Source organism: Vescimonas sanitatis (assembly GCF_049060325.1).
GTDB classification, from domain to species: domain Bacteria; phylum Bacillota; class Clostridia; order Oscillospirales; family Oscillospiraceae; genus Vescimonas; species Vescimonas sanitatis.
Genome location: NZ_JBMGPW010000002.1, coordinates 253,969 through 269,733, shown reverse-complemented (window position 1 = coordinate 269,733; position 15,765 = coordinate 253,969). Strand labels below are relative to the sequence as shown.

Here is a 15,765-nt window from a genome sequence, read left to right as displayed (position 1 = left end):
TTTCAGCTTTTGATCCGGCGCAGTACAGTTGTGCTGGGTGCGCTTTGCTATTAAATTCGCTTATACGCCATATATTAAATCGATGTTTTACTTATTATCTTGCTGCGCGTATAATGAACCGTCGTTTGAAAATAACACGGAACGGAGGCAGCGAACATGGCAAATTGCGCGATCGTAGGTATCAACTGGGGCGACGAGGGAAAAGGCCGCATGGTGGACTATCTGACAGGGCAGTATGATGTGGTGGTGCGGTATCAGGGCGGCGGCAACGCCGGGCACACCGTTATCAACGATATGGGCAAATTCGCCCTGCACCTGCTGCCCTCCGGCGTGTTCCGCCCCGGCGTGATGAATATTCTGGGCAACGGTGTGGCGCTGGACTGCGAAAACCTGGTGACGGAGATGGAGACGCTCCGCGCGGCGGGCGTCAGCATCTCCCCGGAAAACCTGATGGTCAGCCACCGGGTCTCCCTGCTGCTGCCGTGGCACCGGGAGCTGGACGCGCTGGAGGAGGCGCGGCTGAAGGACAAGATGTACGGCTCCACCAAGCAGGGCATCGCGCCGTTCTACTCCGATAAGTACCAGAAAAAGACCATTCAGGCCGGTGAGCTGCTGTATCCTGATCGCCTGATGGCGCATTTACAGGACCTGCTGGAATGGAAAAATCTCATATTGCAGAGGGTCTATGGTGCCAAGGGCTATACCATGGCGGAGATGACCGCGTGGCTGGAGACGTATGCCGCGCAGGTCCGGCCCTATGTAGCGGACACCGGGCGGTATCTGCGGCAGGCGCAGGCAGAGGGCAAGGCCATTCTGTTTGAGGGACAGCTGGGCGCGCTGCGCGACCTGGACTACGGTATCTATCCCTATACCACCTCCTCCAACACTATCGCCGCTTACGCGCCTATCGGCGCGGGGCTGCCCACAGCAAAGATCGACGAAGTGGTGGGCGTGGTGAAGGCGTATTCCTCCTGCGTGGGCGAGGGGCCGTTCACCTGCGAGTGGTTCGGCGCCGACGCGGAAAAGCTGCGGGAGGCCGGCGCGGAGTATGGCGCCAAGACGGGCCGCCCCCGCCGGGTAGGCCCCATTGACCTGGTGGCCACACGCTATGGCGTGGAGGTACAGGGCGCGACGAATATCGCGCTGACCAAGCTGGATATCCTCAGCTACATGAACGAGGTCCCGGTCTGCGCCGCCTATGAGATCGACGGCGAGCTCACCCACGAATTCCCCTTCCCTGCCGTGCTGGAGAGGGCCAAGCCTGTCATGGAATACCTGCCGGGCTGGGGCTGCGATATCTCCGGCGTGCGTACATGGGCGGATATGCCCCAGGCGGCGCGGGACTATGTGGAGTATGTGGAGCAGGCCATCGGCTGCCATATCGGGTATGTCTCCGTGGGCGCCGAGCGAGAGAGCCTGATCATCCGATAAACAAGGAGGACCGTTATGTCTCACGATATGTACAGCTCCCCGCTGGCATCCCGCTATGCCTCGGACTATATGCTGCACCTGTTTTCCGACGACAGCCGCTATCAGACCTGGCGGCGGCTGTGGACGGCGCTGGCCCGCGCCCAGTGCCAGTTAGGTCTGCCCATCACCGAAGCGCAGGTCGCCGAGCTGGAGGCGCATATCACCGACATCGACTATGATGTAGCCGCCCAACGGGAGCGAGAGGTACGCCACGATGTGATGGCACACATATACGCCTACGGCAAGGCGGCGCCGTCGGCGGCGGGGATCCTCCATCTGGGGGCCACCAGCTGCTATGTGACCGACAACGCCGACCTGATCCTGTACCGGGATGGCCTTGTCTATCTGCGCGCACAGCTGCTGACCGTATTGAACAACCTGGCGGCCTTCGCGAAAAAATATGCCGACACGCCTGCCCTGGGCTATACACACTACCAGCCGGCACAGCCCGTGACCGTGGGCAAACGCGCTGTCCTGTGGATGCAGGACTTTCTCGCTGACGTGGAGGAGCTGGACCATGTACTGTCCGCACTGCGGTTCTTGGGCTGCCGGGGCACCACGGGCACAGAGGCCAGCTTCATGGACCTGTTTGACGGCAATGAGGCAAAGATCGACGAGATGAACCGCCGCATCGCGGCGGAGTTCGGCTTTTCCGCCTGCTTCCCGGTATGCGGACAGACCTATCCCCGGAAGACGGACAGCCGCATCCTCGGCTGTCTCAGCGGCATCGCCCAGAGCGCCTATCGTATGGCCAACGATATCCGCCTTCTGCAGCATGACCGGCAGCTGGAGGAACCCTTCGAGGCGGATCAGATCGGCTCGTCCGCCATGGCCTATAAGCGCAATCCCATGCGGTGTGAACGCATCTGCTCTCTCAGCCGCTATATGATAGCCGACGCTATGAACGCGCCTATGACCGCTTCCGTCCAGTGGCTGGAGCGAACGCTGGACGACTCTGCCAACCGGCGCATCGCCATGCCGGAGGGTTTTTTGTGCATCGACGCAGTACTGCGGCTGTGCCAAAACGTGACGGCGGGTCTGCACGTCAACGAGGCGATCGTAAATCGCACCCTGCGGGAATATCTGCCGTTCCTGGCCACGGAGGACCTGATGATGGAGGCGGTGAAGCGGGGCGGCGACCGGCAGCAGCTGCACGAGGTCATTCGGAGACACTCTATGGCAGCAACAAAGCGCATGAAGGAAGGTCTGCCCTGCGACCTGCTGGACCGGCTGGCAGGCGATCCGGTCTTCGGACTGAGCCGGTCGGAGCTGGAGCAGCTGATGGAGCCGCGGCTGTATATCGGGCGGTGCCCGCAGCAGGTACGGAAATTTCTGGATGCCTGCACGCCGCTGCTTCGGCAGGCGCAGGCCGCTGACGGGGACATCCGGATATGAGCACAGAGAACACCGGGGCACGCTGAAAATTCATCGCGCGTGAAAAGGTCGAGAGCCGCTTATTCCCAGACCGGAATAAGCGGCTCTTTTGCAGTTATCCATTTGGACATTTGGAAGGCGGAAATACGGTACGGCTCATCCCTTGACGCTTCCCAGCGACACGCCCTCCACGATATAGCGGGAAAGGAGGAAATACATGATGAACACCACCACCGGCGTGGTGATGGCCGGGATGATCAGCGGCCAGTAGGTGTCGATCAGCTTCAGCTGTATCATAAACTTATAATAGCCGATGGCGAACACCTGCGTGGGCACCATCATCACCGCCAGGATAAAGCCCCAGGCGGTAAAAAACGGTGCCTGCACCGGCAGCGTGGCTCACGGCTGGGCACCGGTAGGCGCCATGCAGTTCACGCTGTCGCTGGCCCCCGGCGCATCCCGGTCCCTGCTGCTGGGCCTGGGCATGGGCTTCCGTGACTCCTGTCAGGACCTGCTGGGCGTCGTCCACATGATCCCCCAGCGGGCGAGGGAACGCATCCTGGACATTGCCGCCACCCAGTTCCCCGACGGCAGCGCCTATCACCAGTACCAGCCCCTGACCAAGAAGGGCAACCTGGCTGTGGGCAGCGGCTTTAACGATGACCCGCTGTGGCTCATTGCCGGAACGGACGCCTACCTCCGCGAGACGGGCGACTGGACCATTCTGGACGCGCCCACCTTCGGCGAGGACAAGAACAGCTGGCTCACCGGCACGGCAGCCTGGACGTTCGTCAGCATCTCGCAGGCCATTCTCGGCGTGCAGCCCACGCTGGAGGGCCTTGCCATCGATCCCTGTATCCCCGCGGAATGGGCAGGCTATACCGTCAAGCGCCGCTACCGCGGTGCAGTCTACCGCATCACTGTAGAGAATCCTCACCACGTAGAAAAGGGAATCGCTTCCATCGCCGTGGATGGAACACCCATCACCGGGAATGTGCTTCCCCCGGCCGCACCCGGCACAGAGGTGCAGGTACGCGTGGTCATGGGCTGAGCGCAATAATAACAACACATCCCCCGCGCAGATACGCTGCACGGGGGATGTGTTGTTATTTTGAAAAGGAGTATACCGTGCAGTGCCGGTATACTTCGCCCCGCCGCAGCAGCGGCTGGGGAAAGTCCGGGTGATGTACCGCGTCCGGCGGGAACTGCGGCTCAAGACACACGGCGCAGCGGGGCTCATATACCGCCCCATTCTTTCCGTCGCGCCGGGACAGCCAGTTGGCCGTATACAGCTGCACACCGGGAGAGGTGGTGTCCATCGTCATGGCGATGCCGCTGCTGTCGCCCCGCAGCACCGCCGCACGGCGCAGACCGGCCCCGTCCACGCAGAAATGGTGGTCATAGCCGTTCACCAGCCGCAGCTGCTCCGCCGCCGTATCGATGTCCCGGCCGACAGCTTTAGCTGCGCGGAAGTCAAAGGGCGTCCCCGCCACCGGCAGCGCCCGCCCCGTGGGCAGGCAGCCGGGAGACGTCTCCAGATACGTCCCCGCCGCCAACGTCAGCGTATGCGCCATAGCCGTACCGCCGCCGTTCAGGTTGAAATAGCTGTGGTTGGTCAGGCTGCACAGGGTGTCGGCATCGCTTTCCGCCTCGTATTCGATCCGAAGCGACTCGCCGGCCAGCCGATACGTCACCGACACCGCCAACGTTCCGGGATACCCCTCCTCCCCGTCAGGCGACAAACGGCGCAGCCGCAGGCCGTCCTCCAGCAACTCCGCCGCCCAGATGTATTTGTCAAATCCCCGCGCGCCCCCGTGGAGGTGGTTCCCTCCGTCGTTTTTCGCCAGTGGGTACGTCTTGCCGTTCAGTCCGAAGGACGCCCCGCCGATTCGGTTGCACACCCGGCCCACTGTCGCGCCGACATAGCCGTCGTTTCGCTCATACTCCGACAGGGTGTCATAGCCCAGCACCACATCCACACCGCCGAATACCAGCCGCCGCAGCGTTGCGCCGTAGGTAAGCACCTCCGCTGTCAGAAACTCATTTTCCAGTGTCCAGCTTTCCACGGTCTCGCCAAGCGCTGTTATGCCGAAAGTCTGACACATCTCCCTCATCTATGCTGCCTCCTCTCCACAGGTGCGTTTCAGCTTTTCGCCCTTAGTATAGTCTGCATTTTGCCAAAAAGCAAGGGCTCCGATGTACATAAAGCCAGCCGGACGTTGGACGGTCCTTTTGCGGCCGGAGAGCAAAAAGGAAACCGCCCTGGTGGACGGTTTCCTTTTTGAGGGGAGGTAAGGGAGATCACTCAGGCAGCCACAGCGGCCTGTTTGCGGGAGATGTTCTTCATGACCAACAGGGCGGCAATGATGCACACCAGGGTCACGGGCAGAGCCAGCACGGGAGCCACCAGTCCGGCGAACAGGAAGCCGATCAGGGAGGAGATACCAACCGTCAAGGCATAGGGCAGCTGGGTCTTTACGTGCTGCAGATGGTCGCAGCAGGCGCTGGTGGAGGACTGGATGGTGGTGTCGGAGATGGGGGAGCAGTGGTCACCGAACAGACCGCCGGAAACGACCGCGCCGATAGCCAGAGTCAGGGGGATACCCATTGCGTTGGCCATGGGCAGGGCGATGGGCATACCCAGGGCCCAGACGCCCCAGGAGCTGCCGGTGGCGAAGGACACCACCACGCCGATCAGGAACAGGATGGCGGGGATCAGCGCCGCGGGGATAGAATCCTGCACCACGCCGGTGAGGAACTGGCCGATGTTCATGGACTTGGTCAGACCGCTGATGCTCCACGCACACACGAGGATCATAATGACCTGCATCATGCTGGCCGCACCCTTCGTCCACTTGTCAATGGCACCGCCCAGGGTAATGAGCTTGGACTTAATGCCCACGATTCCGGCGGCGATGGAGCCGGTGAGGAAGCACATGGCGATGGCCATCTGGATATTGGCGTGGCCGAAGCAGCCAATGAAGCCGTTGACCCAGATCTGGCCAGTGTAGAACACCACGGCAAAGATGGTGAGGATCAGAGTGATCATGGGGGCCAGGAAGTTGGCCATGCTCAGCTTGCAGTCCTCGGCGAAGTCGGTCTCGGGGGGAGTGGCGATCAGGTTGTCGGTGTCGCTGTAGGTCTTGCCGGTCTCGATAGCCAGCTTCTCGGCCTTGTACATGGGGCCGACATCCAGACCGAACAGGATGACCAGCAGGACGGTGATGACGGAGAACACACCGTACAGGTTGAACTGGAACATACCGAAATACAGGTCATAGGCACCCACGCCGGTGAGGTTCAGGGCGGCGATCTCGGCGGCCAGCAGACCCACCAGGTACACGCCGTTATCACTGATGGGGGACATAGAGACCAGCGGTGCGCCCATGGCATCGGTGATGTAGGCCAGCTTTACGCGGGAGATATGGGTCTTGTCGGTGACGGGACGCATGATGACGCCCACCAGCAGGCAGCCCTGATTGAAGATGAATACGAAGGGGGCGATCCATGCCAGCAGCTGGCTCTTTTTGCGGTTGTTAGCCACCTTCTCGGCCCAGCGGCCGAAGGCCTCCGCGCCACCGCAGGCGCTGAGCATATACATGAAGCCGCCAATGAGCGCCATGATGATCAGCATGCCCGCGTTCCAGCTGTCGGCAATAGAGGGCACCAGGTACCCAGTGAAGCTGCCGATCAGGCCGTCGATGGGGTTAAAGTGATGGATGATGGTAGCACCTACCCAGATGCCGATGAACATGGAGATGATGGTCTGCTTGGTAACGAAGGCCAGGACGATGGTGACCAGCGGGGGGACCAGGCACCATGCGCCGTACTCCGGTGCCGCTTCGCCGTCACCGGCAGCATAGCCGATAACGGTCAGAGCGAGCATGAGAACGGCCACCAGACATACACCGATAAGATTTCTTTTCTTTTTCATGATTCTCTCCTCTCTTGTATCGTCTTATTCTGATGCGTGGGAAAGGGGATGTCAACGGGAATATACCAACTTACCTCCCAAGTAGGTTTGCTCAACTTTGGTGTTGACGATCTCATTCTCCGGGATGGAGAAGATGTCCTGGGACAGGACGATGAAGTCCGCCAGATAGCCGGGGCATAGCTTGCCCTTGACGTTTTCCTCGTAGCTGGTGTAGGCGGAGCCGGTGGTGTACAGCGCCACGGCCTCCTGCACGGTCAGCTTCTGCTGCGGCAGCCAGCCACCCGCAGGCTGTCCATCCAAATTCTGAGAGGTGACGGCGCAGTGGATAGCCAGGATGGGGTCGAAGGATTCCACAGGGGCGTCGGAGCTGCCGGAAACGTGGATGCCCTTGTCCAGCATGGTCTTCCAGGCGTAGGAGGTGGAGACACGCTCCTTGCCCAGCAGTTCCTCGGCGATCTCCATATCCGCACGGATGAACAGGGGCTGGATGTCCGCCAAAACGCCGTTGCGGGCGAAGCGGTCCAAAATATCTTCGCTGGTGATCTGACAGTGGATGATGCGGAACCGAGGATCGGGCTTGGGGTACTTGGCGGCGATCTTTTCATAGCAGTCCAAAATCACGTCCATGGTATAGTCACCGATGGCATGGATGGCCAGCTGCAGGCCGTTGCGGTAGGCTTTTTCCAGCAGGTCATAGAACACCTTCTCGTCATAGACGAAGATGCCCTTATTTTCCGGGTCGCCCTCATAGGGCTCACGCAGCGCGGCGGTCTTTCCGCCCAGGGAACCGTCGGGCAGCAGCTTGAAGGCACCGATCTTGAAGAACTCGCTGCCGTCGCCGGTGCGGCCGCTGTGGCGGTGGAGGTAGTCCTCCAGCTGCGCGTCGGTGATGAGGCGGAGCTGCTGGATGAAGCGCACGTTCAGCTTGCCCTCTTTGTCCAGTTCCTCATAGGCGGCCAGAATGTCATCGATAGTGGCGTCCCACAGCTTGAAGTCGTCGGTCTGTACGGTGGTCAGGCCGGTGGACAGCAGATCCTTCTGATAGTCCAGGATGAACTGCTTCAGCTGTTCCTTGGTGTACTTGGTCAGGATGTCATAGACCAGGTGCCGGGCGCGCTCGTGGAGCATGCCGGTGGGGACGCCGTTTTCATCCACCACGATGTGACCGTCCTGCAGCGTGGGAATATCATCAAAAATGCCGGCGGCCTTCAGCGCGGCGGTGTTGGCCACGGCCACGCTGCAGCAGGTACGGGTAAAGATGGCGGGGTTGTCCGGGCAGAACTTGTCCAGATCCTGCCGGGAGGGCAGCACAGGCACGTCGAACTCATTTTCGTTCCAACCGCCGCCCTGGATCCATTCGCCCTTTTTGATGCCGCGGTCGGCGATGTACCGGCGGGTGCGCTCGGCCATTTCCTCCAGAGAGCGGATACCGAAGAAGTTGATCTTCTCCTTATCCGTGGCATAGCAGAGGAAGTGCTCGTGGCTGTCGTGGAAGCCGGGCAGCACGGTTTTACCGTGCAGGTCCACCACCTGACACTCGCCAGCGGGGACATCGCAGTTCACATCCAGAATGCGGCCGTCCTCCACCAGCAGGGAATGAACGACCTCTGTGCCGTTCATGGTGTGGATGCTGCCATTGCGGAACAAAGTTTTCACGATTTGCTCTCCTTTCTTATTACAGGATGATCCAGCAGATCACCCCAGTGACCAAAGTGAGGATCGCTGCCGTCAGCAGCGTGAAGCGCAGTACCGTGCCCTCTTCGCCGGGTACGCCGCCGGCTGTGGTGCCCAGGATGATCTTGCTGGGGGAGATCATACTGCCGGCGGAGGCGCCGGCGGTCTGCGCCGCCAGCAGGGGGCTGCTGCTGACGCCGAGGTCGGCGGCTGCATTCACCTGTACATCGGTGAACAGGATGTTGGAGGACATGTTGCTGCCGGTGACAAAGGAGCCTATCACGCCCAGCACGCCGGCCAGCAGCGCGTACCACCGACCCATGACGTGGGTGATGCCCTGCGCCAGCACCAGCGTCTGGCCGCTGCCGCTCATGAGCTTGGAGATGATCAGCAGCAGGATCAGGGACACGGCTACGGGTCTTGTTTTCTGCAGCGTCCGTGACAGCATGACGCGGAGCTGTGAACGCTTCAGCAGACCGCGGCCATGGAGCAGGGCGTAGCTGATGATACAGGTCAGCAGCAGTACGGTACCGGAATCCACCAGCGGGTGGAAGGGAGAGTACTTGGCCGTGGCAGCATTGACGATGCCGTAGGCGGTGCGGGTCTCGGGGAAAGCGAACCCCACGCTCCAGCGGCTCAGCGCCTCGTGGACGGGTGGGATCACCAGAAGTACTACGGTAACAAGGATCAGCACCATATAGGGGGCAAAGTACAGCCAGACGGCGCCGCGAGGCTTTTCCGCGCCTGTCGCGGAGGTCCGGCGTACCATCATGGGGCTGCCTTCACAGGCGTATGCTCTGCGGTACATGGGCAGACGGGACAGGGGGAGTATGGCGGCCATAGCCACGGTGGCGGGGATAAAGGCCGCGATGGAGGCGTTGTACTGTGCGACCAACAGCTCGCCGCCGCCGTGTATCAGGGAGATCACAAGGACAAACACAGCGCCCTGCCGCAGCCCGCGGCCCCGGTCATACAGCCAGCAGATCAATGCGCCGGCGGCCAGGTTCAGTATCCACAGAAGCAAGGCGGTGTAGCGGGCAGTCAGATGCAGCTCCGTGCCGGTGATGCCGGAGATCTGCACCAGCACGTCCCAGGCCACAGCCAGCGTGCCGAAGGTGTTGCCCCAGGCTTGGCCCAGCAGGGCGATGATGACCGCCATGGTAGGACGGACGCCCAGCGCCACCAGCATGGGGACGCATATGGCGACCGGAACGCCGAAGCCGGTGATACCCTGCAGAAATCCCACGAATACCCAGCCTACTGTCAGGATGCGGAACAGCTCGTGGGGGCTCAGCTGCCGCATGGTGTCGTTCATCACATCTATGGCGCCGGAGGCGGCGATGAGCTCGTACAGCAGCAGCGCGGGGAAGATGATATATAGGATGGTGGCTGTGCTCCACACGCCTTTCAGACTCTCGAACAGTACCAGCTGTATGTCCGCTTTGTACACTACTAAGGCGGATAGTACGGTCAGCAGCAGTGTCACACCTGCGGCGCGGGCGGTAGATACGCGGAAAACCGCCAGCAGCATAATCAGCAGCAGTATAGGTAAAAAGCTGACGCACCAGGTCAGAACAGTAATTTTCATGTGCTCCCTCTTTTGCGGCCTGAAGTATTTTCACCTATAGGGTAGCACGATTTCCTCGGCCATGCCCGCCGCACGGCACAAATTCGCGCCCGGTTTTTTGTGCGTCTGCACAAAAGGCGGTTTACACTTATGGGGTATAATGGTATCATCAAAATAGGGGGTGTTTTGGTGTTTTGCCGAAGGGAGGCGTACTTATGACGCTGCGGGAGCTTTTGAAACAGAATGAGCTGCGGGTGGTGGAGGTGGCCGCCGGTGCGGACGGCCTGGCGCGCACCATATCCGGCGCAGTGATGTTCGATAACCCGGAGATGGTCAATTGGATGCGTGCCGGAGAGATCATGCTGACTACGGGCTACTTTTTGCTGGACGACCCGGTAAAGCAGGAGAAGGTGCTGCGGGATCTGGCCGGCAGCGGCTCCGGCGGCCTTATTATTAAAATGAAACGGTATTTTCATGAGATACCGCCCGCTATGCTGCAGCTGGCCGATGAGCTGCACTTCCCGCTGATGCGTATTCCCTACCACACCTCCCTATCTGAGATCAGTGAAGCCGTCAGCAAATATGTTTACGGCATCAACGAGGAACAGGCGCTGCAGATGGTGTATCAGGCCATGTTTGATGTGCTGCAGGGACACGCGGAGGTGGAATATCTGCTGAAAAAGTGCGGCCCGCTGCTTCACGTGCCGCTGCTGTATATGACACCGAGCCGGAAGATACAGTGCGTTTCCCAGATGCTGCAGCCGGGGCTGCGGGAAGAACTGGCTGTGGGGCAGGTGCTGTTCTCCGTGCCGGAGCGCGTCAAGGAGGTAGAAAAACTGCGGACAGCAGGTCTGTCCGCCGGGATCTATCCCTTACAGCAGGAGGACAAGTGCGTGCACATCTATCCCATCCACTCCGAGCAGGAGATCATGGGGTATCTGGGCGCGATCCGCCCCGCCAATGCGCCGCTGACCGAGAATGAGAACACATTGTACCGACGTATTGCCGCCGCCTGTACGCTGGTGCTGATCAAAAAGCGCGGGGGTTCATCCTCCAGGAGGGAGATCAGCCACTTCCTGGACGGCCTGGTGACGGAGGGAGCTTTGTCCTACGGCGAGATCGTCAAATCCGCCAACTACTGCAATATCCCGCTGTATTCGCCCTATATCTGTGCGCTGATCTCCTTCACCGAGCAGAACCGGCTGCTGCAGACGTCAGAATGGCTGGGCACCAGCGCCCTGCTGCGCAGCCAGTTGGCGGACAAGTGGGAGATGCTGTCCGGGAATATCAGCTATGCTTTCGCCAAGTACAACAACGTGATCCTTGTGCTGCAGCAGAGCGAGAGCCTGCCCGTGTATGAGCAGGTGGCGCTGGTGCGGGAGTACTGCGGGGACCTGATGAAGATGCTCAGCGCTAAGGGGCAGGATCGGGGTGTGATCTTCGGCATCGGTGACCCTGTGCCCTCGCTTGCGGAATTCTGCCGCAGCTATTCCCAGGCGCTCCGCACGGTGGATCTGGCCAGCAGGATATGCGACGAGCGTATTGCCACTTACCGCCGGTATATTCTCTGCGAACTCATCTATGACTCACCCAATGCGAAACTGGCGCTGATCCAGCGGATCAAGCCGCTGCTGGCGTACGACGAGGAGCACAACACCCAGCTGCTGTACACGCTGGAAACCTATTTCAACAACTGTCAGAACTCCGTAAAGACCTCCAAGGCGCTGTTTATCCACCGGAACACGCTGCTGTACCGGCTGGACCGTATTGCCGAGATATTGGATCTGAACTATAACGACAGCGAGCAGATGCTGACCTTCCAGCTGGCGCTGAAAGCGTTTCTGATGTGCCAGTAAAGTAAAACCGGCCCCACGGCATAGCCGTGGGGCCGGTCGGTCAGTTCAGTTATTCCGCAGCTCAAGCTGCAGGCGGTCGGTGATCATGGCGGCGAACTCCTCTGGCTGCGTGCCGATGGCGCTGACCTTCTCCCCGCCGTGGGGCAGAACACGATACTCCATATTGTCCTCTTTTCGCGGGATACGGTCCCGCCGATATTCTTTACGGGCATTGTACCATATTGCGCGGCCTGAACAAGCCCGGCCGGGTATTGGACGCCCGGACAACGGACTGTACCCGCACATTTATATGCTGTATATCACGGTGCTCCGCCACGCCGGGGTTGCGAAAAGCGCGCGTCCGTGGTACCATCGATTGACAAGGACTTGTTTGTCCTTGTCAATCGATGGTACAGTGAAAAAACAAGCTCTATGGAGGGACACCCTTGAAAACGGATCATCTGGCTTTGCTGCGCAGCGGCGCGCCGCTGTCCACCCGGCAGCAGATCAGCCTGACGCTGCAGCTCAGCTGGCCGGCCATCATGGCACAGCTGGCCACTATTATCATGCAATATATCGACGCGGCCATGGTGGGCCGCCTGGGCGCGTCCCAGTCGGCGGCAGTAGGGCTGGTGGCCTCCACCACCTGGCTGTTCGGAGGGCTGTCCTACGCGGCAGCTATGGGCTTCAACGTGCTGACGGCGCAGCGGGTGGGCGGCGGCCGCCTGGCCGAGGCGCGCAACATCCTCAAGCAGGCGCTGGTGCTGTGCCTGGCCTTCAGCGTGGTCATGGCGGCACTGGCGGCGGCACTGTCTGCGCCGCTGCCCCGGCTGCTGCGGGCGGAGCAGGAGATCTGGCGGGATGCCTCTGCCTATTTCCTGGTGTACAGTCTGTTCCTGCCCGCCCTCCAGCTGGACAACGTGGCGGCGGGACAGCTGCAGGCCACCGGCAATATGCGCACGCCCGGTGTCTGCATGGTGCTCATGTGTGCGCTGGATGTGGTGTTCAACACCCTGCTTATTTTCCCCACCGGTACCATCCGGCTGGGCGCACTATCCCTGCCCGGCGCGGGACTGGGCACAGCGGGCGCCGCCCTGGGCACTGGCCTTGCGGAGCTGGCGGTGGGGTTGTACCTGCTGTATTTCGTCCTGCGCCGCAGCCCGGCGCTGCGGTTGGAGAAGGGTGAGCGTCTGCACCTTGACCGCACACAGCTGCGCATGGTGCTCCGCATCGCGGCGCCAGTGGCATCGGAGAAGGTGATACTGTCCACCGCGCAGATCGTGTCCACCGCCATCGTGGCGCCCCTGGGCACCGTGGCTATCGCTGCAAACTCCTTTGCTGTCACGGCGGAAAGCCTGTGCTATATGCCCGCCTACGGCATCCAGAGTGCCGCGGCCATGCTGGTGGGGCAGAGCGTGGGAGCGGGACGCCGCCGCATGGCCAGACGCCTGGGCTGGGTCACGGTACTGCTGGGTATCGTTGTCATGGTCGTCACCGGCGGGCTGCTGTACGCCTTCGCCCCGCAGATGATGGCGATACTGACGCCGGACAGCGACATCATCGCCCTGGGCACCCGCGTCCTGCGTATCGAGGCCTTTGCCGAGGCTATGTACGGCGCGTCCATCGTGGCCGGCGGCGTATTTCAGGGTGCAGGCAGCACACTGGTGCCCACACTGTTCAATCTGGGCACCATGTGGGGCATCCGCCTGCCACTGGCGTGGCTGGCCGCGCCCCGGTGGGGACTGCCCGGCGTGTGGGCGGCCATGTGCACGGAGCTGTGCGTCCGGGGTCTGCTGTATCTGATACGGCTGGGAGGCAAACGCTGGCTGCCGCCGGAGGGGCCGGCCGGGCAGGCATAGACACAGCGGTACGAATGAAAGCAGAAAACTCTGCATAGCAACACCTATACCTTATCCAGACCGCCATCGAGCAGGGCAAAACAGAGCTGGCAGAGCACCTGTACGCCCTGCTGCGATCAAATCCGCTGCCGCGAGAGGAATGGCGTGAAGGCCCCGATGCGTTCAAATCTCTGATGGAGGAACGTGCCGATACGGAGGATAACGTGCCGATGTACCGCTACTGAAGCAGTGAAGAAAAACAGCGTAAACGGCATGGGTAGAAGCGTTCACAAATATCTGCTGTAATTTTTTTGAAGAAATTTTGAAAATCGTGAAACCAAATCCGATTTTTGTCGGGATATATAGTGAAGGAACCTGACAGCAGATGAGAAAGGAGGTTCGCCCATGCAGGATGAAATGATCGTTGACTTATACTGGGAAAGAGATGAGAGTGCCATCAGCGAAACGGATCGGAAATATGGGCGGTATCTTTCAAAGATCGCCTACAATATCCTCTCCGACTGGGAGGACAGCAAGGAAACCGTCAACGATACCTACTTAAAGGCGTGGAACTCCATGCCAACGCATAAGCCAAGCGTCCTCTCCACTTATTTAGGAAAAATCACACGTCAACTATCCATTGATGCGTTCCGCACACGCAACAGGGATAAACGGAAGCACTCGGAATATGCAGGCTCTCTTTCCGAGCTGGAGGATTGTATTTCCGGCAGCGAAACCACGGAGCAGAGCATAGAATTGAAACTGCTTGCGGAAGCGATCAATACCTATCTCTACACGCTCCCGGCAGAAGCACGAAACACTTTTGTCGGCAGATACTACTTTGCGGATCCTATCCGAGAAGTCGCAGACTACTACGGCATGAGTGAACCGAAGGTCAAGAGTATGCTCTACCGAACAAGGCAAGGTTTGAAAGAATACTTGGAAAAGGAGGGCTATGAGCTATGAAGAAAGAACACATCAGTGACGCTTTGAATATGCTGAACGATGATATTATCGAGGAAACCAACAATGTCCGCACCAATGCGAAGCCGAAGCGCAAGTGGGTTAAATGGGGAGTTGTTGCAGCCTGCCTGTGTCTGGCGGTGACTATCGCCATTCCTGTGCTTCACCATAAGGGAGGTCCTGACACCCAAGATCCCGTGCAGAACATTGCCGCACTTGAGTACAACGGCAAATTTTACGAGGCTGTCAAACTTCCGGAGGCGCTTGAGAAGTATGGTCTGCCGCCTGAAATCACCGCCGATATGGCTGGCGAACACATTTCCTACCTGAAATCTGACGGAGGCATTGGCTATAAAAGCACTGTCAGCCAGACTGACATCGAGCTATACCGGTATGCACCTGCTGTTTGTGATGGCGTATATGTTCTGCGAGACGGTGACACATGGTATGCCGCGCTGTTCTGCAACTTCTATCAGTTTGACAGCAACACAAACTGTTCGTTCACCGAGCTTTATCGCGTGTATGGCATTGAGAGCGCAGACGATATTGCATCCATTACAGAAATGAAGTGGAACAACGAACAAGAAGTTGGCTCACCGGTAACAAATCGGCAGGAAATCACTGAGTTCTATCACATGACGATTACACTTGTGAGTTATGGAAACGATGATTTCCAGACGGAAGTATTTGATGGTATCCCCGAAGAAAATCAACAGGAAGCGCACACTGCTTTTGCCGATGATCGAAGAAATCTCCGAATCGAAACCGCCTCTGGCTTGCGCTTCTTTATCTCCTTCTATCCGAACTATGACTGGATTGATGGCGGAGGCACAATGTCCTATTTCAAAATTGATAAACAGATGCACGGATGGATTGAGAGAAATTTGAACAGATAACAGTTGAAGTATATAAATATTAGAAAAGAGCAGCTATTTTCGCATAGAAAACAGCTGCTCTTTTCGTTTGCCCCAAAAATCAAGAAAGGAGTGACTGGTAATGTGGACTTTTTGACCTTTGGCCTCAGGGATACGGACGCGCTTCGCTTTGAGAATATGGACATTGCCGAGGAGTTGCTGTCTCTGACAGATGGATCAGCGTGCGAACAGATGC

General features: G+C 59.4%; 12 protein-coding genes and 1 pseudogene. 8 read left to right on the top strand and 5 right to left on the bottom strand.

The features are described from left to right. The first annotated feature begins 156 nt into the window (after positions 1-156). Both ACOMDU_RS04145 and purB read left to right on the top strand, forming a co-directional pair. Complete coding sequence (locus ACOMDU_RS04145; RefSeq protein ID WP_421129176.1) at positions 157-1,431, top strand: adenylosuccinate synthase; 1,275 nt, start codon at positions 157-159, stop codon at positions 1,429-1,431. Between the two features lie 15 nt (positions 1,432-1,446). Continuing rightward, positions 1,447-2,865 (top strand): adenylosuccinate lyase, encoded by a 1,419-nt coding sequence (gene purB / locus ACOMDU_RS04140; RefSeq protein ID WP_421129175.1) that lies wholly within the window; start codon positions 1,447-1,449, stop codon positions 2,863-2,865. 135 nt (positions 2,866-3,000) lie between these two features. On the opposite strand, the gene ACOMDU_RS04135 is transcribed toward purB, so the two are convergent. Beyond that, the gene (locus tag ACOMDU_RS04135) at positions 3,001-3,186 is read right to left on the bottom strand and encodes a hypothetical protein (RefSeq protein WP_421129173.1); all 186 of its coding nucleotides are present in this window, start codon (positions 3,184-3,186) and stop codon (positions 3,001-3,003) included. On the opposite strand from ACOMDU_RS04135, the pseudogene ACOMDU_RS13815 reads away from it, so the two are divergent. Together ACOMDU_RS13815 and ACOMDU_RS13810 are read left to right on the top strand one after the other, a co-directional pair. After that, a pseudogene (locus tag ACOMDU_RS13815) lies at positions 3,158-3,574 on the top strand (GH36-type glycosyl hydrolase domain-containing protein); the annotation flags it as partial. The gene ACOMDU_RS04135 and the pseudogene ACOMDU_RS13815 overlap by 29 nt on opposite strands. Positions 3,575-3,661: 87 nt before the next feature. After that, positions 3,662-3,895, top strand: coding sequence for a glycosyl hydrolase family 65 domain-containing protein (locus ACOMDU_RS13810; RefSeq protein ID WP_476718543.1), 234 nt, complete (start codon positions 3,662-3,664; stop codon positions 3,893-3,895). A 55-nt stretch (positions 3,896-3,950) separates the two neighbouring features. Here ACOMDU_RS13810 and ACOMDU_RS04125 read toward each other — a convergent pair whose 3' ends face one another. From ACOMDU_RS04125 to ACOMDU_RS04110, 4 genes are all read right to left on the bottom strand, one after another. Further along, a complete protein-coding gene (locus ACOMDU_RS04125) occupies positions 3,951-4,958 on the bottom strand; it encodes an aldose epimerase family protein (RefSeq protein WP_421129171.1) in 1,008 nt (335 codons plus the stop codon). Between the two features lie 191 nt (positions 4,959-5,149). Beyond that, positions 5,150-6,778, bottom strand: coding sequence for a Na+/H+ antiporter NhaC family protein (locus tag ACOMDU_RS04120; RefSeq protein ID WP_421129170.1), 1,629 nt, complete (start codon positions 6,776-6,778; stop codon positions 5,150-5,152). A 51-nt stretch (positions 6,779-6,829) separates the two neighbouring features. Beyond that, positions 6,830-8,434 carry an amidohydrolase gene (locus ACOMDU_RS04115; protein WP_421129169.1) on the bottom strand — a complete coding sequence of 535 codons (1,605 nt, stop codon included), beginning with the start codon at positions 8,432-8,434 and terminating at the stop codon, positions 6,830-6,832. Between the two features lie 19 nt (positions 8,435-8,453). Then, complete coding sequence (locus tag ACOMDU_RS04110; RefSeq protein ID WP_421129168.1) at positions 8,454-10,040, bottom strand: L-lactate permease; 1,587 nt, start codon at positions 10,038-10,040, stop codon at positions 8,454-8,456. A gap of 194 nt (positions 10,041-10,234) precedes the next feature. On the opposite strand from ACOMDU_RS04110, the gene ACOMDU_RS04105 reads away from it, so the two are divergent. The 4 genes from ACOMDU_RS04105 to ACOMDU_RS04090 all read left to right on the top strand — a co-directional run bounded on the left by ACOMDU_RS04105 (position 10,235) and on the right by ACOMDU_RS04090 (position 15,551). Continuing rightward, entirely contained in the window at positions 10,235-11,875 is a 1,641-nt protein-coding gene (locus ACOMDU_RS04105) for a PucR family transcriptional regulator (RefSeq protein ID WP_421129167.1), read from the top strand. Between the two features lie 425 nt (positions 11,876-12,300). Next, on the top strand, positions 12,301-13,713 hold the full coding sequence (locus tag ACOMDU_RS04100; RefSeq protein WP_421129166.1) for an MATE family efflux transporter: 1,413 nt from the start codon (positions 12,301-12,303) through the stop codon (positions 13,711-13,713). Positions 13,714-14,097: 384 nt separating this feature from the next. After that, complete coding sequence (locus ACOMDU_RS04095) at positions 14,098-14,658, top strand: RNA polymerase sigma factor (RefSeq protein ID WP_421129165.1); 561 nt, start codon at positions 14,098-14,100, stop codon at positions 14,656-14,658. Then, positions 14,655-15,551, top strand: coding sequence for a hypothetical protein (locus ACOMDU_RS04090; RefSeq protein ID WP_421129164.1), 897 nt, complete (start codon positions 14,655-14,657; stop codon positions 15,549-15,551). The genes ACOMDU_RS04095 and ACOMDU_RS04090 overlap by 4 nt, the downstream gene beginning before the upstream one ends. The last annotated feature ends 214 nt before the right edge of the window (positions 15,552-15,765 follow it).

Coding starts and splice junctions, on each gene's coding strand:
- ACOMDU_RS04145 (WP_421129176.1), top strand. CDS start 157: ATGGCAAATTGCGCGATCGTAGGTATCAACTGGGGCGACGAGGGAAAA.
- purB (WP_421129175.1), top strand. CDS start 1,447: ATGTCTCACGATATGTACAGCTCCCCGCTGGCATCCCGCTATGCCTCG.
- ACOMDU_RS04135 (WP_421129173.1), bottom strand. CDS start 3,186: ATGATGGTGCCCACGCAGGTGTTCGCCATCGGCTATTATAAGTTTATG.
- ACOMDU_RS04110 (WP_421129168.1), bottom strand. CDS start 10,040: ATGAAAATTACTGTTCTGACCTGGTGCGTCAGCTTTTTACCTATACTG.
- ACOMDU_RS04120 (WP_421129170.1), bottom strand. CDS start 6,778: ATGAAAAAGAAAAGAAATCTTATCGGTGTATGTCTGGTGGCCGTTCTC.
- ACOMDU_RS04095 (WP_421129165.1), top strand. CDS start 14,098: ATGCAGGATGAAATGATCGTTGACTTATACTGGGAAAGAGATGAGAGT.
- ACOMDU_RS04105 (WP_421129167.1), top strand. CDS start 10,235: ATGACGCTGCGGGAGCTTTTGAAACAGAATGAGCTGCGGGTGGTGGAG.
- ACOMDU_RS04125 (WP_421129171.1), bottom strand. CDS start 4,958: ATGAGGGAGATGTGTCAGACTTTCGGCATAACAGCGCTTGGCGAGACC.
- ACOMDU_RS04090 (WP_421129164.1), top strand. CDS start 14,655: ATGAAGAAAGAACACATCAGTGACGCTTTGAATATGCTGAACGATGAT.